Source organism: Arthrobacter sp. StoSoilB22, assembly GCF_019977315.1.
Lineage (GTDB): Bacteria > Actinomycetota > Actinomycetes > Actinomycetales > Micrococcaceae > Arthrobacter.
Window position 1 is genome coordinate 4,218,860 of record NZ_AP024652.1, and the last position, 24,741, is coordinate 4,243,600.

Here is a 24,741-nt window from a genome sequence, read left to right on the forward strand (position 1 = left end):
TCCGTCCCACACCACACTACGTAGCGGGGCTCCTTGTCCTAAGCCAAGGAGCCCCGCCCTTAAACCGTAACCGCTGCTTGCTTAGCGGACAGAATCGAGGGGTGCGCCCGGAACAGCCGGGACCTCGGAGGGAAGCTGAGTGGGCAGCTCAGGAGTCGCGGGAACGGCAGGAACAGCCGGCGCGGCGGGAACGCCCGGCACTGCGGGGACAGCCGGTACGGCAGGGGTTGCAGGCAGTTCGGACGTAACGGCGGCGTCGACGTCAGCCTCAGCCTTTGCCGAACCGTCAGCCTTCAGGCCGGCGGCCTTACCGGCTTCCACCACGGACTCGCAATGCGCCTCCACCTTGGCTTCGCCGCCGGCAGCGATGGTCAAGGACTCGAAGCCCGGAACCTTCGTGTCGGACTCCAGGCCGCCGTTGAGGAAAGCGGTGCAGAGACCGAAAGCCTCCGGGGAGGTGGCATCTTCTGCCGCAGCTTTGGCATCGGACACTGCGTCGGCAGCCTTGGCCTGGCCGGCTTCGGCGGCCTCGGTTGCCGTTGCCTTCGCGGTCTCGACGGCGTCAGTGGCCTGAGACTTGGCGGTTTCGGTAGCGTCGGCTGCTGCAGCTTCGGCTGCTGCGACGGTCTTCCCGGCCACCGGGGCCGGCGCTCCAACGAGGTCGTGGGCGGACTGCTGAATATCAGTGGGAAGTGCGCCATTGAACGCAGCGACGCCGGTTCCACCGGCAGCTACAGCTCCGGCAGCCAGGACGCCCGCGGCGACTTTGCTGGTGGCAAGGACAGTGAACAAGGACATGAAACCCTCCGACAAACGATTTTGGGATTGCCCCGGCCGCGGTTGGGTCGCGACCGGATGATCAGCGTGCGGACGTGGCCCGCACACCCCCTACATCGTTCGCGACGCCGGTGAGGTTACGCCTTGTCCGAAATTCTTTTTCAAGAGCTCGGATACTGCTTCTTGGCCGTGCTGCTACTTATCCACATAACGCTCCTTTTCCACACTGGCTAGATGTCCCCATGGCCGGGCACGCTGGGGCCAACTATGCTCAAGAAACCGCCCGGCACCTTTGGACGCCCGGCGATTGACATGGCACTACGTTCAGGGGATACGTGATGGGGCTGAGAATCTGATGGGGCAGGGACTGGTAGGCGCTGATGTCGGGGATCTCCGGCGTTTGTCCGCTGTCATGGACGCCGAGGCTGAGAAGATCACAAGTCTTCAACAGCAGCTCACAGCCATGATCCAGGCAGGTTCGTACTGGCAGGGAAATGACGCCGACCAGTTCCGGAGCAGGTGGCAGAGCGATCTCCGCGGACGGTTGGGAGCAGCAGCCACATGTCTGCGGACCAACGCCCGCGCCCTAAAACTCAACGCAGACCAGCAGGAACAAGCCTCCACGGGCGGTCCCGGGGGATCCAAGGGAGGACCCTCAGCAGGGACGGGGAGGACAGCACCCGGGCCGCTGGAGTTCACTTTTGATCCCACTACCTACGGCCCGGTCACGGTGGAAGGCAGCGGCTCCTTCGACAGTAAAGCGTCGGGCGAAACGCACGGTTCCATAGGTCCGGCCGGCATCGACGTTGGCGGCTCCGGCGAGGCTTCCACCGGAGGTGAGATGACCTGGAAGGCAGGCTCTGAGTTCGGTCCGGTCAAGACGACAGTTACCAACGAAACGTTTGTGGGCGCGCGCGCCGAAGGCGAGTACGGGGCCAGTGTGCCGTTCGGGTTCGGACTGCCGAACGCCCACGCCAACGGCGAAGCATTCGCAGGCGCAGAGAACGTGACCACCGTACGATCCGATTTCTTTGACGGCTGGGTGACCGACACCTCCACCACGCGAATGATGACAGGAGTGGAGGCCAGCGCACACGCCAATGCCAGCAGCCCGTTCCTGTTTTCCGCGGGTGGGGAAGGCTTTGCCGGTCAAAAGGTCACCATAGATAACAAGACCGAGTTCGCCGGCGGCTTGTTCTCCGTGGGTCAGGGCGGAGAATTGCGGGCCGGAGCCTGGGCAAGCGCCGGCGAAGGCGAGGTCAGCGTCAAGGGCCGCGAGACCACCGGGACAGCCTTCAGCGCAGGTGCCGGAGCGGAACTGACTGGAAGCCGGTATGTAGAAGTTTTGGGCCAAACCGTAACTCTCAACGCAACGGTCGCCGCCGGAGCGGGCGAGGGTCACTTCTTCACGGCATCCGTTGACGAGGACGGGCTCACTCTGGGCGCGGGCGCCAAGCTCACCGCGGAACTGGGCCTGGGTGCGGGTGGCCAGATCACCCTCAGCCCCAAGGGGTTGGTGGATTCCGTCACCGGATTCGTCGATTTCCTGAACAACTGACATTCCTCACTCCAGTCCACTGCCGGAAAGGCTCCCATGTCGCAGCAGGTATTCCCGTCCACAGCTTTCCCCGCCTACCCCACCATCAAACTCAGCCCGCCAGCCGGGTGGACCCATCAGGTGGTCCCCGACGCCGTGGGCGCCTTGATGGCTCCTGCATCCGAAGGCCGCTACACGCCAAACGTGGTCATCTCCGTGTCCCGTCGATTGCCTGGCTACCAGCTGCAGGACATCGCTGCGTCCGTTGACTCGTTCTTGGACGCTTTGCCGGACGCCGTCCTGCTGGGCACAGAACCGGTAGTGATCAACGGAAGGGACTGGTACGTACGCGAGGCACGTTATACACACCCGCAAGCGGGCTCACTGACCCAGTTCACCGCCGTTACGGTGGTCCATCAGGACGCCGCTTCGGATATCGTCCAGCTGACTGGCAGCTGCCAGCCCAGTGAAGGCGAGGACCTGAAGGCCATCTATTCGTTGGTCGCCAGCGCTGACATTACGCCAGCGTCCTAGCCTGCTCGATCAGCTTCAGCACCTCAACCGAGTCCGCCGGATCCACAGGTAACGGAAGCGCGGATGCTGAGCCGCCGTCGTCGAGCTTTTCGGCGAGGATCCGGTAAAACTCAGGGTATGCACCGCGCTCCGTGGGGATAGCGGTGCGCTGCCCGTCTCCCTCCAGCGTGCCGTGGTTTTGGGGAGCTTCGACGCCGTACTCCGCATCCGTCGGCAGCCCGCCACCCAGCAGGTACGGCTCCTGCGGATCGGTGCCGAACTTTACGTAGCCGCCCTCTGTGCCGAGGATGCGAAAGCGTGGGCCATGGAGTTGGCTGTTGAGGTTGAGGGTGACATGGCTGATCACCCCTGACTCGTGCCGGAGAGCCAGGAACACGTCGTCGGCGGCGCTTTCCTGAGGACGACGAGCCTGTATTTCCGCGAAAGTGACGGTGGCCGGCCCAAAGAACCGGAGAGTGAGATCGAGGACGTGGGTGCCGAGGTCGAACAGGACACCGCCGCCGTCTTCGGCCGTGGCGCTGGCCTTCCAAGCCTTGGCGATTTCCGGCGCCCAGCGCTCCATGCCCACCTCGAACCGGGTCACGGTTCCCAGCGTCCCGGCGTCGAGCAGTTTCTTCACGGTGAGCGAGTCACCATCCCATCGCCGGTTTTGGTAGACGGTGAGGACACGGCCCAGTTTCCCAGCCAGTCGGATCAGTTCCTCACCCTCGGCGCTGCGCACCGTGAACGGTTTATCAACGACGACGTCGAGCCCGGCTTCCAGCGCAGCTTTCGCGAGTGGAAAATGGGTGGCGGGCGGAGTGCCCAGGACCACCAGGTCCAGTTGGTCCGCGAGAGCCAGGATGTCCTGTGGGGAACTGACGATGCGCGTTTCCGGGTACCGCTCTTTCGCTTTGGCCTGCCTTCCGGCGTCCGAGGTTGAAATAACTGCGAGCTCATAAGCAGGGTTGCTCGCGATGAAGGGCGCATGGAAGACGCTGCCCGAAAGGCCAAAACCTGCAACGGCGGTACGTATCGGCTGGGAAGTCATGTGCCTAGGCTACCGATCCTCTCTCACGTAATAGCCCTTTTTCGCCAACCCTCTATCACCGGGTGAGAGAGGGATCGGCTAAAGCCCGAGGGAAGTGAGAGAGGGTCCGGCTAAAGCCCGAGGGAAGTGAGAGAGCATCTGCGGTCGTCAAGTTTTTGAGACAGGTCTCGTTGTTGTTTTTGGTTAGGCGGCCAGGGGTTGCTGGGCGCGGGTTTGGTAGTTGGTGTGGGCTTTGGCTGGTGGTATGCCGCCGGCTCGGCGGTTGGGCCGGCGGCGGTTGTACCAGCCCTCGATGTATTCCATGACACCGGTTCGGGCGGCGAGTCGGGAGCCGTAGCGTTGGTGGTGGTAGAACTCGGTTTTGAGGTGGGAGAAGAAGTTCTCCGCGACGGCGTTGTCCCAGCAGACCCCGACTTTCCCCATGGACTGCGTCACCGAGTTATCGCCGCACCATTTCTGGAATTCATCCGAGGTGTATTGGGTGCCCCGGTCCGAATGGAACACCACCGAGGCCCCGGTCAGGTGGCCGTGGTTGCGGGCCATTTGCAGCGCCGCGGTGCACAGGCTCGCGCGCATGTGCCCGGCCATGGACCAGCCGATGACCATGCCGGAGAAAAGATCGATCACCGTAGCCAGGTAGAGCCAGCCCTCACCCGTGCGCAGGTAGGTGATGTCACCGACCAGGCGGGTTCCGGGCACTGTTGAGGTGAAGTCCCGCTTGCCCTCTGCATCGAGCATGTGGTTCTCGATGTGGGCTGTTTTGGCCTGCGGATCCTGGACGGTAGTTGCCTTCCAGGCCTGGGTGCGGACGGCCCGCAGCCCGTGCTCACGCATGATCGCCCCGACAGTGGGGGCCGAGACCCGCACTCCCTTCTCGTTCAAAAGCAGGGTCAGTTGGTCCCGGCCGGCACGGCCCTTCTCCTCCTTATACAGCTCGGTAACCGCGGCGGCGAGATCCTGATGCCGTACTGCCCGCGGGGATGGCCCGGCCGGGTTGCGCCATCGGTAGAACGAGGCCCTGGAAACCTTCAACGCCCGGCATAGCCAGGCCACGGAATGGTTGGCCTTCTCCGCTTCGATGAACTCGTAGAAGTCCTCTACTTTTGCTTCGCGGCAAAGAAGGCGCTGACTTTTCCCAAGAACTCGACCTCGGCCTTCAATCTCTCGTTCTCAGCCAAGGCCTTCCGGTGTTCATCCCAGGACACCGGGCCCGGGTCCACAGGCTCTAGAGCAGGACCGTCCTGATGTTTTCCCCGGTGCCGATGAAGCCAGTTCCCCAACGTGCTCTCCTTCACCCCGAGCTCGTCAGCGACTTGCTTCACTGAACGATCCGAGGACAACACCAGCTGCACAGCTTCCTCACGGAAAGCCGCATCATATTTTCTTCTAGGACCAGTCATTCTGAAGTCGATCTCCCATCAACCTGTCTCAGAAAACCATACGGCCGCAATCCGGCTAAAGCACGAGGGAAGTGAGAGAGGGTGGGCATGGCGAAGGCCGGGGACCTCCCCGAACCCGATTCAGGTTGAGGGAAGTTCCCGGCCTTCAGGAAACTACAGCTGGTCAAACTACAGCTGCGGGGAGCCTACTTCTTAGCGCCCTTTTCCCAGCCGATGGTGGTCCAGTCCGGAACGTTGGAGAGGCTCTTGAACAGGGACGGGCCGTAGTTGGCCAGGCCCGTGCGCACGAACTGGATCTCCGGGCCGTTCAGGACGGTACCCATGGAGAAGTACTTCTCCATGTGCTTCTTCTCTACTTCCATGGCGGCCTTGTTGCGCTCTTTGTCATCAGCGATGGTTGCAAGTCGCTTGATTTCAGCGTCGAGCTCAGCGTCGCCCAGGCCGTTTTCGTTGGTGGCGGAGTCGTAGTACTGCTTCACGGCGTCGGTGGCGTCCGGGCCTACGGTGTAACCGGAGATGGTCACATCGAACTCGCGGCTACCAATTACCTTGCCGAAGTCAGCGTCACCGCGCTGGTCGATGGCAACATCCATGCCTGCAGCCTGAAGCTGCTTCTGCAGGGTCTGCGAGGTGGCAGCCGTGGTGGGGTCATCACCGAAGTTGGTGATCTTGAAGGAGACAGGAGTGCCGTCCTTGGCCATGATGCCCTTGTCGTTGGCCGTGTAGCCAGCGTCGGTCAGGACCTTCTTGGCAGCTTCCGCGCCGGTGTCCTTCACGGGGTAGTTGTCCTGGTAGTACTCGGAGAACGGCATGAGCATCATGGATCCCGAGCTTTCTTCGGACCAGTTCAGGCCGTTGAAGCGCACATCGCGGATAGCTTTGCGGTCTACGGCTGTGAAGATCGCCTTACGGACTGCGACGTCGGTCAGTGCCGGCCGCTTGGCGTTCAGGTTCAGTCCACCAGCAAACAGGCGCTGACCGCGGCGGACCTCGGAGTTGGTGGTGCCTTCGAGCTGCTTGTAGCGGCCCAGTGTGCGGCCGTTGGCCGCATCGATTTCACCGTTCTTGAAAGCGGCAATGGTTGCGCTGGGTTCCATCTGACGCCAGATGACCTTTTCCAGAACCGGCTTCTGGCCCCACCATTTGTCGTTGGGAACCATGGTGACGGTCTTGGCCGTGGTGTCGTAGTTCTCCACCTTGAACGGTCCTGCCATCCATTCGGGATGCATGTTGCCGGCAAATCCGGTGTTGAAGATTTCCGGGGTGTTGATGGCCGGGTGGATCAGGCCGAAGAACAGGCCTTCCAGCGGGAAGACGGGCTGGGTGGTGGTGACAATGACTTCTTTGTCGTTGGCCCCTGCTTTGACGGAGTCCACAAAAGCGTAAGCACCGGCGCTCACGATGTCGATGGACTTGTCCTCACCGCGGAGCATCTTCCAGGTGTTCTCAAAGGTCTTGACGTCGATGGGGGTTCCATCGTTCCACGTCGCTTTGTCGTTGATCTTGATGGTGACGGTCTGCTTGCCGTCCTTGACTTCGCTCTTGACCTCTTCGCAGAAGTCCTTGTTGGGCTCTGCCTTGCCGTCGAAGTCCAGCTTCCAGCAACCGCCGATGCCACCGCTGTTGATGGACGCGGTGTTGATAGGCGTCATCAGCGCGGAGTTGTCGGCACTGTTGCCCACATTGGAGAACCCGTTGAAGTCGGGACCAATGCTGCCTACAGCCAAGGTGACGGTGCCACCCTGCTCCAGGTCTTTGGCTTCCTTGGCGTTGACGCTGATCAGCTTGCTGATGTCGCCGCCGCTCTCTTCGGCCTTCTGCGAGGCCGGACCCGACGGCGTTCCCCCGCCGCAAGCGGTCAGCATGAGCGTTGCTGCGAGCGCTACGCCACCGATCGTCGTGTATTTCTTCATGGTTTGCCCTTCATGTTTACGACTGAAATATCTTGTGCGAATTGAGACCAGGGATTCTTCAATGCTTCATATGTCGTCAGGCATGCACCACCAGCATGTCGGCATCTATCTCTCCGTCCGGGAAGAAGCAGGCGAAGTCCTGTGTGCCTTCCTTTTCCGAAGCCAGTGGCGGCTCCAGAGTAAGGCACTTTTCCTGCTTTGCGGCAGGGAGGGCGGCAAACACGGGACACCGGGTGGCGAAGTTGCATCCCTTGGGAGCATCAAGCGGGCTGGGAAGGTCACCCTGCAGGATGATGCGTTCGCGGGTGCGTTCCAGGGAAGGGTCCGGCACCGGGATCGCGGACAGCAGTGCCCGGGTGTAGGGGTGGCGCGGGTTGTCGAAGACGTCGTCCACGTCTCCGGTTTCCACAATCTTGCCGAGGTACATCACGGCCACACGGTCTGAAATGTGCCGGACCACCGAGAGGTCATGCGCCACCATCAGGTAGCTCAGGCCCAGCTCTGCCCGGAGCTTGTCCAACAGGTTGATCACGCCGGCCTGGACGGAGACGTCCAAGGCAGAAACCGGTTCGTCCAGGACCACGAGCTTGGGGTTGACCGCCAGTGCCCGGGCAATGCCGATGCGCTGGCGCTGGCCTCCGGAGAACTGGTTGGGGAAGCGGTTCACATGGTCAGGTTGCAGGCCCACCAGCTTCATGAGTTCCATGATGCGTTTCTTGATGGCGGCCTTGGGCATGCCCAGGTTTTCCAGCGGTTCGGCCAGGACCTCGTACACCGTGAAGCGCGGATCCAGGGCGCCCGTGGGGTCTTGGAAGACCATCTGCATTTCTTTGCGCATGGCCATGGTGGTCTTGTGGTTGGTTGCTGCCTTGTTGCTGACGCCGCCGATCACCACTTCGCCCACCTGGTCAGGGTGGAACTCCATGATTTCCAGGAGCGTGGTGGTCTTGCCGCAGCCGGACTCCCCCACAATGGAGACGCACTCGCCTTCGCGGATGTCGAAGCTCAGGCCGTCCACGGCCTTGACCGTGCCGATCCGTCGCTTGATCAAGGCACCTTTGAGCAGCGGGAAGTGCTTCTTCACGTCCTTGAGTTCCAGGACCTTGGTACGCTCGCCGCGCGCCACGCCGTCGAACTTTGAGATGGGCTTGGGCGGTGCGTGGAAGATCTTGTGCGCGTCCGCGTCGCCGGAGAGTTCATTGGACTTGATGCACGCAGCCTTATGCCCCAACGTCTGGCCCTCAACACCGGGGACGGTGATGAGCTCCGGCTCACCGTGCAGGCAGGCGTCGCTGACCAAGGGGCAGCGGGCGGCGAATGAGCACCCGGTCACTGGCAATGCGAGGTTGGGCGGCGTTCCTTCGATAGGAACCAGCGACTGCTTGGTGGCGGTGTCCACGCGCGGGACGGCACCCAGCAAGCCGAGCGTGTACGGCATCCGGGGGTTGTAGTAGATGTCCTCCACAGTTCCGGTTTCCACGGGCTTGCCGGCATACATGACCATGATGTCGTCGGCCATGCCGGCTACGACGCCGAGGTCGTGCGTGATCATGACGACGGCGGCGCCGGTTTCCTCCTGCGCGGTGTGCAGGACTTCCAGCACCTGCGCCTGGATGGTGACGTCCAACGCCGTCGTGGGTTCATCCGCTATAAGTACGCGAGGATCGTTGGCGATGGCGATGGCGATCATGACGCGCTGGCGCATTCCGCCGGAAAATTCGTGCGGGAATGCTTTGAGCCGGTCCTTGGGGCTTGGGATGCCCACCATCCGCAAAAGGTCGACGGCGCGGGCTTCTTTCGCTTGCTTGCTCATGGTGGGGTTGTGGACCGTCAGTGCCTCGATGATCTGGTTACCCACCGTGTAAACGGGAGTGAGCGAGGACAGGGGGTCCTGGAAGACCATGGCGATGTCGCTGCCACGGTGCTTGCACATGGCTTTGTCGCTGAGGCCCAGGAGTTCCTTGCCCTTGTAGCGGACGGAGCCGGTGATGTCAGCGGTTTCAGGGAGCAGCCCCATGATGGCCATGGACGTGACTGACTTGCCGGAACCGGACTCGCCCACAATGCCCAGGGTCTTGCCGGGCATGAGGTCGAAATCCACGCCGCGGACTGCGTGGACTACGCCATTCTCAGAGTTGAACCGGACGTTCAGGTCGCGGACGCTGAGGACGGCGTCACCGGGGGCGTAGAGTCCGGCGTCGCGGAGGCGTTCGGCGGGAGTGATGTTGGTGCTCATTTGGTGGTCTTCTTCGCAGTCTGGGGCTTGGCCTGCTTCGCCCGGCCAATTGAACTGGAGCTGGGATCGAAGGCGTCACGGAGTCCGTCGTTCATCATGGCCAGCGAGCCTGTCAGCAGGAACATGACGGTCAGCGGAACCCAGAACATCCACGGGAAGGAGGACACCTGCCCCGTGGCTTGCCCGATCAGGACACCGAGGCTGACATCAGGGAGTTTGATGCCGATCCCGATGAAGGAGAACGCGACTTCGGCCAGGATGGCGCCGGTGATGCCACGGGTGAAGTCGAGGACCAGCAGCGAGCCGATGTTGGGGACAAGGTGGCGCCACACGATGCGTCGGGAGGGGACACCCATGTATTTGGCGGCTTTGACGTAATCGCGCTGCATGAGGGACATGGACAGCGAGCGCACCAGGCGGGCGGTTCCCATCCAGCTGAAGAACAGGAGCACGACCACCAGCAGGAGCCAGCTGGGCAGGTCCTTCAGCCCACCGCTGCCGCTGGTTGCCACTGCCACCACCAGAATGGCGGGCATCATGATGAGCGCTTCGAGGATGAACAGCATGGTGGCGTCCACCTTGCCGCCGAAGAACGCCATGGTGCAGCCGTACACGGCGGAGATCAGGACGGATAAGCCGCCCACGATCAGACCGATGAGAATGGACGTCCGGGTGCCATCGACAATGAGCGCCATGAGGTCTATACCGGCCTGCGTGGTGCCGAGCAAGTGGTCCGGCGACGGCGGCATGCCAATGTTCAACGGATCAATGGTGTCCTTGTCCCATGAGGTGAGGAACCCGCCAAAGATCGAGAAAAGGAACAACGCGAGGAAAATGAACAAGCCGGCGACGGCGGTCCGGTTCCGCATGAAGCGGCGGAAGATGATTCGGGACTTGCCAATGACGACGTCCTGGTCGCCAACCCGGGATTCGTCGATTTCCGCAATGGGATCAATGATGTTTGTCATTACTGGACCCTCACTCGTGGATCGACCAGTGTGGTGGCGAAGTCAGCAAGGATGGCGCCGATCGCGAAGATCACTGACCCGTAGGCCAAGGTGGCCGTGGCCACGTTGACGTCCTGCAGGCTGATGGCCTGGATGCTCCAGAGGCCGATTCCTGGCCAGGCGAAGATGGCCTCGGCGAAGAAGCCGCCGGTGAAGATTGCGGGGATGGTGAACGCGATGCTCTGGGCAACCGGGATGAAGGACACGCGCAGCGCGTGCTTCCTGATGGCCTGGTTGCGGGTGAGTCCTTTGGCCCGGGCGGTGCGGACAAAGTCGGCATTGACGTTGTCCAACAGGTACTGCCGCTGGGCGATCTGGTAGCCAGCCCAACCAAAGACGGTCATCGCGAAGGTGGGCACGGCATAGTGGGCCACCATGTCAACGAAAGCGGGCCAACCGGGGTCGATTCCCGGCGTCGAAATTCCTGTCACGAAGAAGATGCGCTCCCCGACGGCCTCGTTGATGCCGATGGCCCCGAGCTGCACCAGGAAGTAGGCGATGGGCGCGGGGAGGATGTGGACAAGGTAGCTGTAGGACGTGATGACGCGATCCTGGAACTTGTACTGGCGTGCGGCGGAATAGACACCGAGGGCGACGCCGATCACCAAGGTCAGGATGATCGAGGCGATGAACAGCCGGGTGGAGACCAACACGCGGTCGGCGAACTCGGCGTTGACGAACGCGCCGTTGGGGCTGCGGCCCCAGTCCCAGCGGGTGACAATGCCCCAGAGCCATTGAATGTACCGTTCCCACGGGTTCAACTCCGGATCAAGACCGAGTCCCCTGAAGGACGCCGCTACCTGTTCGGGGGTTGGCCGCGGGATCTTCTCCTGCTCCAGAACTGCGGGCTTCAGGGACGAGACCGCCAGGAAGTACCCTGCACTCGTGGTCAGGAAGATCATGATCAGGTAGATTCCCGACCGCTTCATCAGATATTTCAGCATGTCGGGTAGCTGCCCCGAATCGTGGCAAAACTCAAAGCTCGTCCTTCCGCGGTTCCCGGCTGTGGCCGGCGTCAGCTGCGAAGTGGCGCAGCGGGTGGTTGGGTCCCCACGCCCCTTCAGTGATCACCAGCCCTGTATGGCATGCGTCACATTCAAGAGGAAACTACCACAATAACTGCTTCACGTTTTGCTTCACGGTGTCCAGTTTCGCGGCTGCAGCCAGATTGTTATGTGCAGGTTGCGTCATGTTTAGGACCCCAGCGATACTTATGGGCTCACCGAGGAGCGGGCAGGAGTGCCCTCACGGGCATATTCGCCGGCCCTTGGCTGTTTAGGCCGCGCGCAGGAGCCGCGTGATCAGCTCACGCCAGGAATCCGCAAGCCGGGTGGGTGAAATGCCCCGGACGCGGACGTCGTCCACGATTCGCTCAGGGTCCAGAGCGTACGTCAGGGACATCGCCATCACCCAAGGATCCGCGATTCCCGCCTCCCGCAGCAGGACCTCCATATGTCGATGCGAAAGTTTGGTCGCGGGAACATCGAACCTGTTGCGGGTTGCAGCCCCGGCGGCCTTCAGGAGTTCACCGTTTTCCAAGACGAAATAGATCCGCCCCTCGCCGAACGCCACCAAACGATCCTTCGGTGACGCCCCGGGACCCAGAGGGGGTGGGCCGAACATGAAACCAGCCTGGAATTCAGACTCCGAGTCACTCAGCAGCGTCATCATCAGCCCAGCGCGGCTGCCAAACCGGCGGAACACAGTCCCCTTGCCCACCTTGGCCTTGCAAGCGAGCGCATCCATGGTCAGCGCTTCGGCACCAAACTCGGCCACCAGATCCCGGGCAGCGTTGAGGAGGCGCTCGCGATTTCTCGCTGCGTCGCTGCGCTCGTGGGGCGCACCTAGGGGCACGTCCGGCCTCATGGGGATCGAGCTCACAGAAATATTCTAGACCCCGGGAATAGAAAGCGGACCATAGTCCGTTTAGTATCGATGAAGGCCACAAAGCCCACACAACGCAGGTCGGACCCGCAAGGCACCGGCCAGACACAAGGAGACACCATGTCCAAGAGCACAGTTCTTACCCTCGTCGGCAGCCTGCGCGCCGATTCCCACAACAAGAAGCTCGCCGAAGCCATCCAGCTGAACGCACCCGAGAACGTTGACGTGCAGATTCACGGCTCGCTGGGCACCATCCCCTTCTACAACGAAGACATCGACGTCGAAGGCCAGGTCCCCGCCGAAGCCGCCGCCCTCCGCGCTGCAGCAGCCGACGCCGACACCATCCTGCTGGTCACCCCCGAGCACAACGGCACCATGCCCGCCTCCCTGAAGAACGCCATTGACTGGCTGTCCCGCCCGTTCGGTGCCGGCGCCCTCTCCGGCAAGCCGACCGCCGTCGTCGGAACCGCTTTTGGCCAGTTCGGTGGCGTGTGGGCGCAGGATGAGGCCCGCAAGGCCGCCGGGATCGCCGGCGCCAAGGTACTTGAGGACGTCAAGCTTGCAGTACCGGGTTCCATGATCCGTTTCGCTGAACTGCACCCGAAGGACGACGCCGAGGTTGTAGAGCAGATCAAGGCCATCTTCGAGCCCCTGACCGCCGTTCAGGAAGAAGAAGAAGCAGCAGCCTGATCCCCCGCTTTTAATGCCCCCGTTCCGCTAGCCGCGGAGCGGGGGCATTCGCGTTCCAGCGGCCTGCCTCGGCGGACGTGATCAACTCTTGTCCGAACCGTCACCGGAACGGCATGTTGTGTTCGGCCATCCCGTCCTACCGTTGGAAGTACAGGTGGATGGACAGGAGCGCGGGGCTGTCATGCATGCCGGACGGGGAACAAAAAGCACGACGGCGATCACCGCTGCCTGCCTCATCTTCGGTCTGTGGGTGGCTGGCTGCACTACCGCACCTACCCCAGCTGCCGGTCCCACCCCCTTACCGACGGTTTCGGTCACCCCACGCTCCCCATCACCCAGCACCACGCCCACGGCATCCGCGCCCGCTGCGTCAGTTCCTGCCCCACCTACTCCTCCCCCTGCACAGTCCGGGACTCCCTCCGTTGCCGTCCCTGCCGCTCCACCCTCACCGGCAACACCCACTCCCGCGCCCTCGATCACTCCTTCCGAGGCCCCACCGACCCAGCCGACCGCCGTCGTCGAGCCCTCACCCCAGCCAGGCACCAGCGCGCCTGAACCAACAGCTACGCCCACCGTCATCCCCGTGGATGCTGACACCACCGGGCCGGCGGTCTACTACGTGGCAATTGACGACGGCGGCGCCCGGGGCGTGCGGTTCGGCTGCAACGACAGCCTGGTACCCGTCAGGGGCGTTGCCGTACCCGGCGATCCGCTGTCCGTTGCCCTCGGCCGGCTCCTGGAAGCCGGAATGCCAGTGGATAGCGATGCAGCCCTCTACGACGCACTGGCCAATTCGTCGCTGCGCTATCTCTCCGGCTACATGAACGGGGCCACGGTGGTGGTGAACCTCAGCGGATCACTGCGGCCCGGGGGTGTGTGCGACATCCCGCGCATCCAGGCGCAACTGACGCAGACCATAGTGCAGGCCAGCGGCGCTTCACGTGCCGAGATCTACGTGAACGGCCGAACACTGACAGAGGCGCTGAGCGTGCGGTGATGACGGGCTGCCGGTGGCCCCGCAACCCGTTGTGAAGCCGCTGTTCCGTTGTCGCCCGGCAACGTGATAGCGGGCTCGCAACGTGATAGCGGGCTCGCAACGTAGTAGCGGACTGGCGGGGCTTGGAGCTTCACGCCGTGGCGATTGCCAACACCCTCCGTAGCGCCCACCCCACGCGAAGAAGCGCCAGGACGGAAGCGAACGCCAGCAGGAAAGCCAGAGCCTCCGGGATCCACAGTCCCGTAACGGAGTCTCCCTCCAGAACCACCGTGACCAGGGCGGCAACCACCAGCAAGCCCAAACCAGGGATGGCAAAAAGGAACACCTCGCCGATCTGGCGCCGGTGTGTGGCGGACAGCTTCTCCAAGGGAAGTTCCCGCTGACCTGGTGCAGCTTTCTTTCCCAACACGTTGATCAACATGGACACGCTGGTGAGAGTCAGCCCCGCCGTGGCCCCGGCCAGGGTGGCGAGTGTCTGGAACAGTGTTCGCCGGGCCCCAGGGTCCACGCTCTCCAGCATCAGCGGTTGACGCGCAAGCAGCGATATTGCCAGCCAGATGATCACGGCAAGCGCAGCCCAAGCGAAGTCAGCACCGGGATGCAGGAGAAACCAACGCCACAGAGTCCTGCGGCGCCCGTTCCGCTGGACGTCAACCTCGTACAAGCTCATGGTCGCCACCACCTTGGCTCTCCCCTGCTGACTGATCCGCCTCTCCGGCCGCCTTGCCTGCCTTTCCAGCTACTTGACGGGCCCTTTCAGCTACTTGCCCGGCCCTTTCAGCGCTCTCCGCAGCCGCCAGTGCCGCCCGGACAGTGGCCATTCCACCCGCAACGATGTCCGGCACCAGGCCCGAGTCAGCCGAGCCCCTGATGTCCGGCAAAGTCCTGGCGAAAAACGCCTCGTTGTCCCTGGCTTGTTTGTTGAGGATAACGATTGCTTCTGCGGTGGATTTTTGAGGATCGTTGAAGACGTCCGGGTCCACTTCGATGTGCGAGATGAACCGCTCCTTGAGAAGGTCCACCACTTCACGGTCCCCAGTCAGGGAGTCCTTGCCCTCAGCCACCACGTAGTCGAAATGATCCACGGATCCGGCCCGGCGAAAAAGGTGGATCAGTTGTTGGATCCGCTCCCGAATCCGCTGCTTGTCCTCGGCCTTGCCGGACCTGCCAACGCTCAAGGAAATCCGGAACGTGCCCTGATTCATGAGACGGGAAGCGCTGTCCAGGACGTCCGCCCATTCGCCGTCCATGAGCTTTCCGGACAAACGTTCAGCAGGAAGCGCGAACTCGAAACGGCTCACCTCCAGCCGGGTCAGGATTTCCTCGATGTCCTCGCGGACTACCGGCACCAGGCTGGGCTCAAGTCCCAGCATTCCTTCGAGGTACTCGCCCAGCCTGGACGCACGTGGTCCGTTACCGCTGGTCAGCACCGCGATGACATTGCGCTTCAGGAAGGCAAAGTACGTGGTCTCCAGCAGGTGGTCACCGGGAGCCAAAGGCAGGGGCTTGCGGCGGCCAAGAGCATCGCCGACACTCGGCAGGTTGGTGTCCCTTACCCTGTCCAACAGCAGCACTGGAAACGGTGATGATGCGGCGGCCTGTGCGAGCAACACCGTGCCGTCGATGCTCGTGAAGTGCCTGTCCGTCCCCGTATCCTGGGCCTTCTTCAATACCTCGGCCACACGGCGGGCCGGAAACGGACGGCTGAGCTCGTCACCGTTCAGCTGTTCGATCCGCCAGAACTGCACACTGCGCCGTGCCATGGATTCTCCCCTCGTCTTCCGTGACCCACGCTAGTGGCGAGGTCTGACATTAAAGCCGCGTGCCGCCGTCGTGCCTCATCCGGTTCCCGGTGCAGCGAAAGGTCACAGGCTGTATTTGGGCCCCGGGGCGAAGAGCGAATCCATCTCATCGTGGCTGCGCGTGCCTGAGAGCCCGGCCCAGTTGCCATCGCCGAGGATCTCCTTCGCAACGCGGGCCACCTGGGCGTACGCCGCTTTGGCGGTGTTGCCACCGATGCTGACGCGCCGAACGCCGGCGTCGTGCAATTCCAGAGGCGACGGCGCACCGACTCCCGCAAGTGCGTTAAGCGGGGCGGGAATCCGGTTGGACAGCTCGTGGAGGACATGCAGATCCACCACGCCGGGAACGAAGATTCCGTCCGCACCCGCCGTGAGGTAGGCCTCGGCACGCCGCAGGGTCTCCTCGTAGGCGGTGTCCGGGAACTCGCCTGACAGGTACGTGTCCGTGCGGGCATTGATGAACAACGGAATGCCGCGCTCGTCAGCGACCAGGCGGATCAACGCGATCCGGCGCGATTGCTCGTCGATGTCAGTGAGCGGCTCAGTTGCGGAATCCTCGATGTTGATTCCCACTGCACCTGCGTCCAGGACGGCGTGGACGGTCGCCCGGAGTTCATCATCGGTTCGCCCGTAGCCCGTCTCGATGTCGGCCGAAACCGGCAATCGGGTTGCCCCCGCGATGCGCCCCAGTGCTGCCATGGCCAAACCCCACGGCACGTGGTCCCCGTCGCGGAACCCCAGGCTCCAGGAAACGGCTGAACTCGAGGTGGCAATCGCCGTCGCACCTGCCTCCTCCACAACCCTGGCGGAGGCGGCATCCCAGACGTTCACCAACACCAAGGGGGCGGGCCCGGCGTCGTGGAGCTTATGGAAGTGTTCGGCTTTGGTCACGGATCCCCGGTGCGCTGTCATAGCTACATTCCAGCCTTTCCCGATCCCCGCGTAAAGCGTGACCTGAGAAAGTAAAAGCGTTCGAAAACATATGTTGCCTCATTAGCAACATCGGGGAGTATCCTGAGACTGTGACCCACGAAACATTGGATGCCGGCGCAACGCTGCCCGCTGAAGCCATCGACGCCATTGAGCGGGCCGCCACGGCCTCTCACCCGCACGAGGAACTGTTCTCCGCGCGGGCCGCCAACATCAAACAGTCCGCTGTCCGGGACGTCTTCGACATTTCCATGCAACCAGGCCTTGTCTCCCTTGCTGGCGGCAACCCCTACTTGCAGTCGCTGCCGCTGGAAAAGCTCGGCCAGACCGCCGCCCGCATTATCGCGGAGGAGGGAATGACCGCCCTGCAGTACGGCGGCGGCCAAGGCACCGAAGAACTCCGCCAGCAGATCTGCACCATCATGGCCGCTGAAGGAATCACCGATGCCCACCCCGACAACATCGTTATCACCGCGGGATCCCAGTCGGCTCAGGACGTTGCCACCAAGGTCTTCTGCAACCCCGGCGATGTTGTGTTGGTGGAGAACCCCACATATGTAGGCGCCCTGAACACGTTCGAGGCGTACCAGGTTCAGGTGGAACCGATCGAAATGGACGACGACGGCCTGGTACCGGAACTGCTTGAGGCCAGGATCGCGGCACTCCAGTCAGAGGGCAAGAACATCAAGTTCCTCTACACGATCCCCAACTTCAACAACCCCTCCGGCATCACCTTGGCCGAGGAGCGCAGGCAGCGGATCGTCGATATATGCCGCACTGCGAATATTATTGTCCTCGAGGACAACCCCTATGGACTGCTGCGGTTCGACGGCCACCCGATCGCCCCCATGCGGGCCGCCAACCCGGACGACATCATCTACCTCGGCTCGTTCTCCAAGATCTTCGCTCCTGGACTCCGCATTGGCTGGGCGCTTGTTCCCGCACACTTGCAGCGGCGCTTCTACCTGGCCTCCGAGGCAGTGACGCTCTGCCCGCCGCCACTGAACCAGATGCTCGTCTCGGCATATCTCCGCGAGTACGACTGGCAAGGTCAGATCGACACCTACCGGGCCCTCTATGCAGAGCGCTGCAAGGCACTCCTGTCCGCGCTCCAGGAGTACATGCCGGCCGGACTCACCTGGACCCGCCCGGATGGCGGCTTTTTCGTCTGGGTCACCCTGCCTGAAGGCGTAGACACCTATCCCCTGCTCGGAAAGGCGATCGACGCCGGCGTCGTCTTCATCCCCGGCGCAGCCTTCTCACCAGCCGACGGGCCGTCCAATAAACTCCGCCTCGCATTCAGCGCCGTGCCGCCGGATACGATAGCCGAAGGCGTCCGCCGCTTGGCCCCCGTCCTGGCGGAAGCCATTGAAGCTACCAATGAAGGAGCACCGCAATGACCGGAGTTGTGATTGTAGGAGTAGACGGCAGCGAGACCGCAATGAGGGCAGCGCAGGCCGCCCAGCAGTTGGCGATCGGCCTCGGAGCCAGCCTTCGCGTGGTGAGTGCCTTCGACAGCAACCGGACAGAGGTTGTTGAGATCGGCACGGACAAGTGGATCGTCTCCGATGCCGCCGAGGCCGAAGCTGTGGCCCGCGCAGTAGCCGAGCGTCTGGCTGACGACCGCCTTGAGGTCACCTACTCTGCAGCCCGCGGCAAGCCCGGGGAAGCTTTGGTCAAGGAAGCTGAAGTGCATGAGGCCCGCCTGATTGTGGTGGGTAATCGTCGCATGCAGGGCTTGGGCCGCGTGCTTGGAAGCGTAGCCAACACCGTGGCACACACGGCACCCTGCGATGTCTACATCGCCAAAACCGACCAGCCGTAAAGCGAGCTGAATCACGCGGCCGGGTGGGGAGTCTCACCCGGCCTTTGGCGCCCTTTAAGCAGGATCCCCAACGTCATCGTTATAAAATCGAGATGCCCCCAATGGCGCGTGCCACCTCCACTTACTGACTTCAGGGGATCATCTTTTGCTTACTTTGCAGCCGCGCCAGCGCGTGGGACACGACATTCTGCTTGCCCGCCACGGCAACCACATCAGCACCATGCGCTACGACCGGGGCAACGATCGCATCATCGCCATGCTCGACGACGGCTCCTGGGACAGCGCCCCCAACATGATCTCCCCCAGCCTTGAGATGCCCGAAACATTCGGCAGCGTCTTCCGCAAAGATTGGCGCTTCCTGTCCCTGGCGTGCGTCGCCATGGTGACCGTGGCCGCCGTCGCCATGGGCATCAGTGTTGAGATGGCAAACCACATGTCGACGACGGAACTTCAGGCGCTGCTGGTCAGTTACCCGGCGTTCTAGCGCCCTCGCGTTCCCCGGACTTAGGTCCCGCCGGGACCGCAGCCGCGGCGACCATGCCGTCGTCGAACGTGAGAGCTACCTGCCCTCCGGACTTCCGCCTGCGCAGCAGGAAAATAACGGCTCCGACTGCAAGCCACGCGGCGCCCAGCAGGTACGTGAACCAGGCCAGCGAAGTCCATAGCCAGGCGATGAAGGCAAAACCCAGCACCGGCATGACCAGATTGCGCACAATCCCCGCTGCTCCCCGCTTCCGCAGGTCGAAAAAGACCACCTTGATGGTTGCCAGGTTCACCACGGCGAAGGCGACCAGAGCCCCGAAGTTGATCATGTACACCGCCTGTTCCAGCGTGATGACAAGGGCAATCAAAGACACCGCAGAGACAAGCACCGCTGCGAAGTAGGGCGTCCGGAAGCGCGGGTGCAGCCTCGCCAAGGCCTCGGGCAGAATCCTGTCCCTTCCCATGGCATAGATAACCCGGCTAACGCTCATCTGGGCAGCAGTCCCGCACAGAACCAAACCGCAAAGGTTCACGATCACGAAAACCACCATGAGCACATCCCCTCCTGCGCGCTGCATGAGTTCGGTCCCCGCGGCATCGAGGTTCATGATGGATCTCCAATCGGGAGCGATCAGACTACCGGCCACGGAAAACACGGTGTAGCCCAAGCCGGCAAAAAGCGTGGACAGGACGATGCCCCGCGGCACATCGCGTTGGGGATTCCGAGACTCTTCGGAGAGCGTGGAAACGCCATCGAATCCCAGGAAGGCAAAGGCCACAATGGCAGCAGCCGCCATCACCGGTGCGACCCCACCTTCCCCCGGAGTCAGCGGCCGGGTATCGGCTCGAATTTGCTGCGAACTCCATCCCGGAGCTTGTAGTAGACCGGCCCGCTCCTCTGCGGGTGGTGCGGGGCGGTGGAGCCGTGACCCTCGACGGTTGAGGGCACCGCACGCCTGAAGGTGCTGCGGCTACGAGGTGCTGCGGCTAGAGCATCCACTCCCGCAACAGCCACCACAGGCCGGCGATCACAATGCCTCCAAACAAGGAGCCTGCAATGACCTGCGCTAGGGTGTGGGCCCGCAAAACCAGCCGTGACCAGCCAACAGCCGGCACGAGGAGCAGCAAAGGGAGCCAAGCCGGCCCAAACATGAGGATGGCAATCACCACTGCGGCCGCCAGGGCCGAGGCGTGACCACTCATTTTCCAGAACGCACTGACGACGGCTAAAACCCCGATGCCCCCTATGAGCGCGATGATCATCACCGCGACTCCCACAGGGCCGTTAAGCAAGTGCAGCACCAGCAACCCAACCAGCACGGAAACAAGCGTCATCAGAAGCAACGCGGGCCGTTGACGGCGGTCGCTGACGTGATGGTCTGTGATCCTGCCCAGCTTCACCATCACCAGGACATAGGCCAAGGGCAAGACGCAGACGAACATCGCCGCGAGCAGCCCGAACCACATGGTCCCTGGGAACCCGGGTTCCGTAGCAGGGCTGATCATCAGAAGAACGAACACGACAACCGGTGGCTGGAAAACTTCCGTCAGCACGCGGGCCACCCTGCGCAACGGCCCAGTCACCACGTGAAGCTGTCCGCGGCCGGTTTCCTCCAGTGTTGCCCCGGCGCCAGAAGTAATCCCGGCGCCAGAAGTAGTCCCGGCGCCCGCTGTTGTCCCGGCTCCGGTACGGGCTTTCTCGTCAGTCAAGCAGAAGCGCCGGTTCTTCGAGTATGGAGGCTACGTCCGCCATGAAGCGTGCGGACAAATCACCGTCTACTACGCGGTGGTCGAAGGAACCCCCGAGCGTGGTGATCCAGCGGGGAATGACCTCGCCGTCCAGGACCCAGGGCTTCTGCTTGATGGTTCCGAACGCAATGATGGCTACTTCGCCGGGGTTGATAATGGGAGTTCCTGTATCAATGCCGAGTGCGCCGATGTTGGTGATGGTCAGACTTCCACCCTGCATCTCAGCCGGCTGGGTCTTCCCTGCCCTCGCTTTGGTCGCCAGTTCGTTAAGGGCCAGGGCCAGTTCCTTGAGGGACAGATCCTGGGCGTCCTTGATGTTGGGGACCATGAGGCCCCGAGGAGTCGCGGCGGCAATGCCCAGGTTCATGTAGTGCTTCACCTGGATTTCCGCACCACCTTTACCGTCGACGTTGTCCACCCAGGTCGCGTTGACGCTGGGGTTTCGTGCCGCGGCCCAAATCACTGCTTTGGCCAGGATAAGCAGCGGCGACACCTTGATACCTTCAAAGTCGCGGGAGACCTTTAGCCGCTTGACGAACTCCATAGTCCGGCTGGCATCCACATCCACGAAAATGCTGACGTGCGGAGCCGAGAAAGCCGAATCCACCATGGCCTTGGCGGTCGCCTTGCGTACGCCCTTGACCGGCATCCGCTCTACACGCTGGTCCTGCGGTTTCTTGGAAGCCCCCCAGAAGCTATCGGCCTGGTCAAGCTCGGCGTCGCGTTGGGCCTGGTAGCTCACCAGGTCCTCGCGGGTCACTTCGCCGCGTTGGCCGGTAGCCACCACATCTGCGAGATCGATTCCCAGATCCCGCGCGAATTTGCGTACGGGAGGCTTTGCCAGGACCTTGTTGACCAAGCCGCTGATGGTTCCGCCGATAGCGGCACCGCGGGAGGCCGCAGCCTGCGGCGCTTCGGGTTTGGCCGGCGTCCGGGGCTCCGGTGTACGGGATTCCGCTGTACGAGATTCTGCCGCGACCACGGCGGAGGCCGCCGTCGTGCGGTGTGCAACCGAAGCTTCGGCTGCTTTGGCTTCAACGGCTGCCTGATGGTCCTGTACGGTGCCCTCCGCGCTCTCGGCGATGGTGGCTGCCTCAACCACTGACCCGGCTGGGCGTTTGCGCGCACGTCGCTTGACGGCGTCGGCTTTGGGGCCGGAACCGACCAACGGCCCGCCGGCCGGACGGTTGTCATCGCCGTCGTCGGTAGGCAGCTTGCCGTAAAGGGGCGTCTCGACGACGGGGGCCTCCGGAGCAGCCGGCGTCACCGGTGCAGCGTCCCCGTCCTGTCCTTCCGAAACAGCGATGATCGCCGTGCCCACCTCAACCGTGATACCTTCCTCAACCAGCAGCTCGGTGACAGTACCCGCAAAAGGCGAGGGGAGCTCGACGAGGGACTTGGCGGTCTCGATCTCGCACAGGACGTCGTTGATGGCAACGACGTCACCCGGCTTGACCTTCCAAGCCACTACCTCGGCCTCGGTCAGGCCTTCGCCAACGTCCGGCAGGTTGAATTTCTTTACAGTCACAGTGGTCCTCGTTTTCCGGTTACCCGGCAGCGAAGCCGGGCTGGATCAGGGCGGTTAGTAGGACGGCGGTGAACAGGCGGTCCTGGTGGAACCGGCAGTTCTAGTAAGAGAAGGAGCGGTCGAGCGCCTCAAGGATTTTGTCGATGTCCGGCAAGTAGTCCTCTTCCACCTTGGCGACGGGGTACGGCATGTGGAATCCACCGACTCGGATCACCGGTGCCTCCAGGTGCAGGAATGCCCGTTCACTGATGCGGGCAGCGATCTCTCCGCCGATGCCACCGAACGTGGGGGCCTCGTGGGCTACGATCAACCGGCCAGTCTTCTTGACCGACGCTTCCACGGTGTCGAAGTCCAGAGGTGAGATGGAACGGAGGTCGATGACTTCAACGCTCCGTCCGTCCTCGGTTGCGGCGTTCGCGGCCGCTAACGCCACCGGCACCAGCGGGCCATAGGCCACGATGGTTGCATCCGAGCCTTCGCGGACAACGTGCGCTTTGAAGGGGTCCTCGGACAGCCCGGCGTCCTCTACATCAACCTCACCCTTGAGCCAGTAACGGCGCTTGGGTTCGAAGAAGATCACGGGGTCCTGGCATTCAATGGCCTTCTGGATCATCCAGTACGCATCGTGGGCGTTTGAAGGCGAAATGATGCGTAGGCCGGCAGTGTGCGCGAAGAGCGCCTCGGGAGACTCGGAGTGATGCTCGATGGAGCCGATGCCGCCGCCGTACGGGATGCGGATGACCACAGGAACGGTCAACTTCCCGAGGCTGCGCGCGTGGATCTTGGCCAGCTGGGTGGTGATCTGGTTGAAAGCCGGGTAGACGAAGCCGTCGAACTGGATCTCGCAGACCGGCGAGTATCCGCGCAGCGCCAAGCCAATGGCAGTGCCGACGATGCCCGATTCAGCCAACGGGGTGTCCACGACGCGTTCGTCGCCGAACTCTTTGATCAAGCCATCGGTGACACGGTAAACACCGCCCAGGTGACCGATGTCCTCGCCCATCAGCAAGGACTTGGGGTTGTTCGTCAGCGATGCCCGGAGACCTTCATTGATGGCCTTCGCAATGGTCATTGTTGCCATCAGTTCGCTGCCTCCTGGTCGCTCTCAAAGCCGGCCGAGTATTCCTCGAACCAAGCAAGTTCTTCCGCAATCAGCGGGTGTTGTTCGGCGTACACGCTGGCGAAAGCATCGCGGATGTCCGGGACCTCGAGGCCATGTGTTGTGCTGCGGACGTACTTGGCGAGTTCATCGCCGTCGGCCTTTACTTGGTCGAAGAACGCTTCGTCCGCCAGGCCTTCGGTGCGCAGGTACTTCTCCAAGCGGTCCAGCGGATCCTTTTCGCGCCAGGCAGCTTCTTCCGCGGATTCCCGGTACTTCGTGGGGTCATCGGCAGTGGTGTGTGCACCTACCCGGTAGGTGTAGGCCTCAATGAGCACAGGGCCCCGGCCCTCGCGGGCATGCTCGAGAGCCCACTCGGTAACAGCGTGGACGGCGATGACATCGTTTCCGTCCACCCTGATTCCCGGGAAACCGTAGCCCTTGGCACGGTTGGCCAACGGAACCTTGGTCTGGACCTCTGTGGGCACCGAAATGGCCCAGTGGTTGTTCTGGCAGAAAAACACCACAGGAGCGTTGTACGACGCAGCGAAGACCATGGACTCGTGGACGTCGCCTTCAGAGCTTGCGCCATCACCGAAGTAGGCGATAACCGCTGCATTGGGGTCCGCGGAATCTGTAGCCGCAGCGAGCTTCTGGTCTCTCTGGATGCCCATGGCATAGCCAACTGCGTGGAGTGTTTGAGCTGCGAGGACCAAGGTGTACAGGTGGAAGTTGTTCTCCCGGGGATCCCAGCCGCCGTTGGAGACGCCACGGAACTGCTTGAGTAGTTCGGCAAGGTCCACGTTGCGGACCAGGGCGACGCCGTGTTCGCGGTAGGTGGGGAAAATGTAGTCCTGCGACTGGCTTGCGTGGGCCGAACCGATCTGCGCGGCCTCCTGACCGGTCAGCGGTACCCACAAGGCAAGCTCACCCTGACGCTGCAGTGCCGTGGCTTCCTGGTCAAAGCGTCGGATCCTTGCCATGTCTGTGTAGAAGACACGGAGTTTCTCGGGGTCAATCCGCTTGGCGTAGTCCGAAAAGACGGGATCGGATCCCAATGTCCCGTCAGGTCCGAGCAACTGCACCATTTCCACTGGTTCGCCTGGCGCGGCTGCTGCCGCGGTGGTTGCCGCGAGAGTTTCTTCCGTCCCGGGGGGCAGTTGTGTCGAGCCCATTCCGTCTCCTTGCTTGCCGTGGCGAGGCGCCGGGCAATGTCTGTCGCTGGGATATATGCCCGTTCCGGAATGCATTCCGGAACGGGCATATACTTTGGCTTTCGTCCCTTACTTTATCGGCAGTAAGTAGCGTTGGCGCATTTGT

General features: G+C 62.6%; 23 protein-coding genes. 7 read left to right on the forward strand and 16 right to left on the reverse strand.

Annotation, left to right across the window (positions count from 1 at the left end):
* Positions 1-81: 81 nt before the first annotated feature.
* Positions 82-798 carry a hypothetical protein gene (locus tag LDN70_RS19525; protein WP_142937569.1) on the reverse strand — a complete coding sequence of 239 codons (717 nt, stop codon included), beginning with the start codon at positions 796-798 and terminating at the stop codon, positions 82-84.
* Between the two features lie 334 nt (positions 799-1,132).
* Between LDN70_RS19525 and LDN70_RS19530 the strand changes: the two genes are divergently transcribed.
* Positions 1,133-2,335, forward strand: a complete 1,203-nt coding sequence (locus tag LDN70_RS19530; protein WP_166842499.1) for a WXG100 family type VII secretion target — start codon at positions 1,133-1,135, stop codon at positions 2,333-2,335.
* 36 nt (positions 2,336-2,371) lie between these two features.
* A complete protein-coding gene (locus tag LDN70_RS19535; protein WP_142937567.1) occupies positions 2,372-2,848 on the forward strand; it encodes a hypothetical protein in 477 nt (158 codons plus the stop codon).
* On the opposite strand, the gene LDN70_RS19540 is transcribed toward LDN70_RS19535, so the two are convergent.
* The 7 genes from LDN70_RS19540 to LDN70_RS19570 all read right to left on the reverse strand — a co-directional run bounded on the left by LDN70_RS19540 (position 2,832) and on the right by LDN70_RS19570 (position 12,315).
* A complete protein-coding gene (locus tag LDN70_RS19540; RefSeq protein WP_223941163.1) occupies positions 2,832-3,878 on the reverse strand; it encodes a Gfo/Idh/MocA family protein in 1,047 nt (348 codons plus the stop codon). The two genes, LDN70_RS19535 and LDN70_RS19540, sit on opposite strands and share 17 nt — an antisense overlap.
* Before the next feature lie 183 nt (positions 3,879-4,061).
* Positions 4,062-5,278 (reverse strand): IS3 family transposase gene (locus tag LDN70_RS19545; protein ID WP_142937384.1). Its coding sequence is split into 2 segments (ribosomal slippage): positions 4,062-5,014 and positions 5,014-5,278, totalling 1,218 coding nucleotides; the frame shifts between segments, so codons are not numbered across the junction.
* 185 nt (positions 5,279-5,463) lie between these two features.
* Positions 5,464-7,191: an ABC transporter family substrate-binding protein gene (locus tag LDN70_RS19550; protein ID WP_142937565.1), complete on the reverse strand. Its 1,728-nt coding sequence runs from the start codon at positions 7,189-7,191 to the stop codon at positions 5,464-5,466.
* 76 nt (positions 7,192-7,267) lie between these two features.
* The gene (locus LDN70_RS19555) at positions 7,268-9,427 is read right to left on the reverse strand and encodes a dipeptide ABC transporter ATP-binding protein (RefSeq protein WP_223941164.1); all 2,160 of its coding nucleotides are present in this window, start codon (positions 9,425-9,427) and stop codon (positions 7,268-7,270) included.
* Positions 9,424-10,395: an ABC transporter permease gene (locus tag LDN70_RS19560; protein WP_142937563.1), complete on the reverse strand. Its 972-nt coding sequence runs from the start codon at positions 10,393-10,395 to the stop codon at positions 9,424-9,426. Before LDN70_RS19560 ends, LDN70_RS19555 begins: the two co-directional genes overlap by 4 nt.
* Positions 10,395-11,378 carry an ABC transporter permease gene (locus tag LDN70_RS19565; RefSeq protein ID WP_142937562.1) on the reverse strand — a complete coding sequence of 328 codons (984 nt, stop codon included), beginning with the start codon at positions 11,376-11,378 and terminating at the stop codon, positions 10,395-10,397. Before LDN70_RS19565 ends, LDN70_RS19560 begins: the two co-directional genes overlap by 1 nt.
* 331 nt (positions 11,379-11,709) lie before the next feature.
* Complete coding sequence (locus tag LDN70_RS19570; RefSeq protein WP_223941165.1) at positions 11,710-12,315, reverse strand: TetR/AcrR family transcriptional regulator; 606 nt, start codon at positions 12,313-12,315, stop codon at positions 11,710-11,712.
* Between the two features lie 123 nt (positions 12,316-12,438).
* Here LDN70_RS19570 and LDN70_RS19575 point away from each other — a divergent pair, with 123 nt between their 5' ends.
* On the forward strand, positions 12,439-13,008 hold the full coding sequence (locus LDN70_RS19575) for an NAD(P)H-dependent oxidoreductase (RefSeq protein WP_142937561.1): 570 nt from the start codon (positions 12,439-12,441) through the stop codon (positions 13,006-13,008).
* Positions 13,009-13,096: 88 nt separating this feature from the next.
* Positions 13,097-14,005: a GerMN domain-containing protein gene (locus LDN70_RS19580; protein WP_223941166.1), complete on the forward strand. Its 909-nt coding sequence runs from the start codon at positions 13,097-13,099 to the stop codon at positions 14,003-14,005.
* 130 nt (positions 14,006-14,135) lie between these two features.
* Here LDN70_RS19580 and LDN70_RS19585 read toward each other — a convergent pair whose 3' ends face one another.
* From LDN70_RS19585 to LDN70_RS19595, 3 genes are all read right to left on the reverse strand, one after another.
* On the reverse strand, positions 14,136-14,675 hold the full coding sequence (locus LDN70_RS19585) for a hypothetical protein (protein WP_142937560.1): 540 nt from the start codon (positions 14,673-14,675) through the stop codon (positions 14,136-14,138).
* Positions 14,656-15,768: a hypothetical protein gene (locus LDN70_RS19590; RefSeq protein ID WP_223941167.1), complete on the reverse strand. Its 1,113-nt coding sequence runs from the start codon at positions 15,766-15,768 to the stop codon at positions 14,656-14,658. The genes LDN70_RS19585 and LDN70_RS19590 overlap by 20 nt, the downstream gene beginning before the upstream one ends.
* Before the next feature lie 102 nt (positions 15,769-15,870).
* Positions 15,871-16,719: an isocitrate lyase/PEP mutase family protein gene (locus LDN70_RS19595; RefSeq protein WP_142937558.1), complete on the reverse strand. Its 849-nt coding sequence runs from the start codon at positions 16,717-16,719 to the stop codon at positions 15,871-15,873.
* Positions 16,720-16,829: 110 nt separating this feature from the next.
* Between LDN70_RS19595 and LDN70_RS19600 the strand changes: the two genes are divergently transcribed.
* From LDN70_RS19600 to LDN70_RS19610, 3 genes are all read left to right on the forward strand, one after another.
* The gene (locus LDN70_RS19600; protein WP_142937557.1) at positions 16,830-18,137 is read left to right on the forward strand and encodes an aminotransferase-like domain-containing protein; all 1,308 of its coding nucleotides are present in this window, start codon (positions 16,830-16,832) and stop codon (positions 18,135-18,137) included.
* Complete coding sequence (locus tag LDN70_RS19605) at positions 18,134-18,562, forward strand: universal stress protein (RefSeq protein WP_142937556.1); 429 nt, start codon at positions 18,134-18,136, stop codon at positions 18,560-18,562. The genes LDN70_RS19600 and LDN70_RS19605 overlap by 4 nt, the downstream gene beginning before the upstream one ends.
* A gap of 172 nt (positions 18,563-18,734) precedes the next feature.
* Positions 18,735-19,046, forward strand: coding sequence for a hypothetical protein (locus tag LDN70_RS19610; protein ID WP_142937623.1), 312 nt, complete (start codon positions 18,735-18,737; stop codon positions 19,044-19,046).
* Here the strand turns inward: LDN70_RS19610 and LDN70_RS19615 are convergent.
* The 5 genes from LDN70_RS19615 to pdhA all read right to left on the reverse strand — a co-directional run bounded on the left by LDN70_RS19615 (position 19,027) and on the right by pdhA (position 24,596).
* The gene (locus tag LDN70_RS19615) at positions 19,027-19,842 is read right to left on the reverse strand and encodes an APC family permease (protein ID WP_353618941.1); all 816 of its coding nucleotides are present in this window, start codon (positions 19,840-19,842) and stop codon (positions 19,027-19,029) included. The genes LDN70_RS19610 and LDN70_RS19615 overlap by 20 nt on opposite strands.
* 190 nt (positions 19,843-20,032) lie before the next feature.
* The gene (locus tag LDN70_RS19620) at positions 20,033-20,629 is read right to left on the reverse strand and encodes a phosphatase PAP2 family protein (RefSeq protein WP_223942692.1); all 597 of its coding nucleotides are present in this window, start codon (positions 20,627-20,629) and stop codon (positions 20,033-20,035) included.
* 118 nt (positions 20,630-20,747) lie between these two features.
* Positions 20,748-22,322 carry a dihydrolipoamide acetyltransferase family protein gene (locus tag LDN70_RS19625; RefSeq protein WP_166842504.1) on the reverse strand — a complete coding sequence of 525 codons (1,575 nt, stop codon included), beginning with the start codon at positions 22,320-22,322 and terminating at the stop codon, positions 20,748-20,750.
* 100 nt (positions 22,323-22,422) lie between these two features.
* A complete protein-coding gene (locus LDN70_RS19630; RefSeq protein ID WP_223941168.1) occupies positions 22,423-23,403 on the reverse strand; it encodes an alpha-ketoacid dehydrogenase subunit beta in 981 nt (326 codons plus the stop codon).
* On the reverse strand, positions 23,403-24,596 hold the full coding sequence (gene pdhA, locus LDN70_RS19635; protein ID WP_142937551.1) for a pyruvate dehydrogenase (acetyl-transferring) E1 component subunit alpha: 1,194 nt from the start codon (positions 24,594-24,596) through the stop codon (positions 23,403-23,405). The genes LDN70_RS19630 and pdhA overlap by 1 nt, the downstream gene beginning before the upstream one ends.
* Between the last annotated feature and the right edge of the window lie 145 nt (positions 24,597-24,741).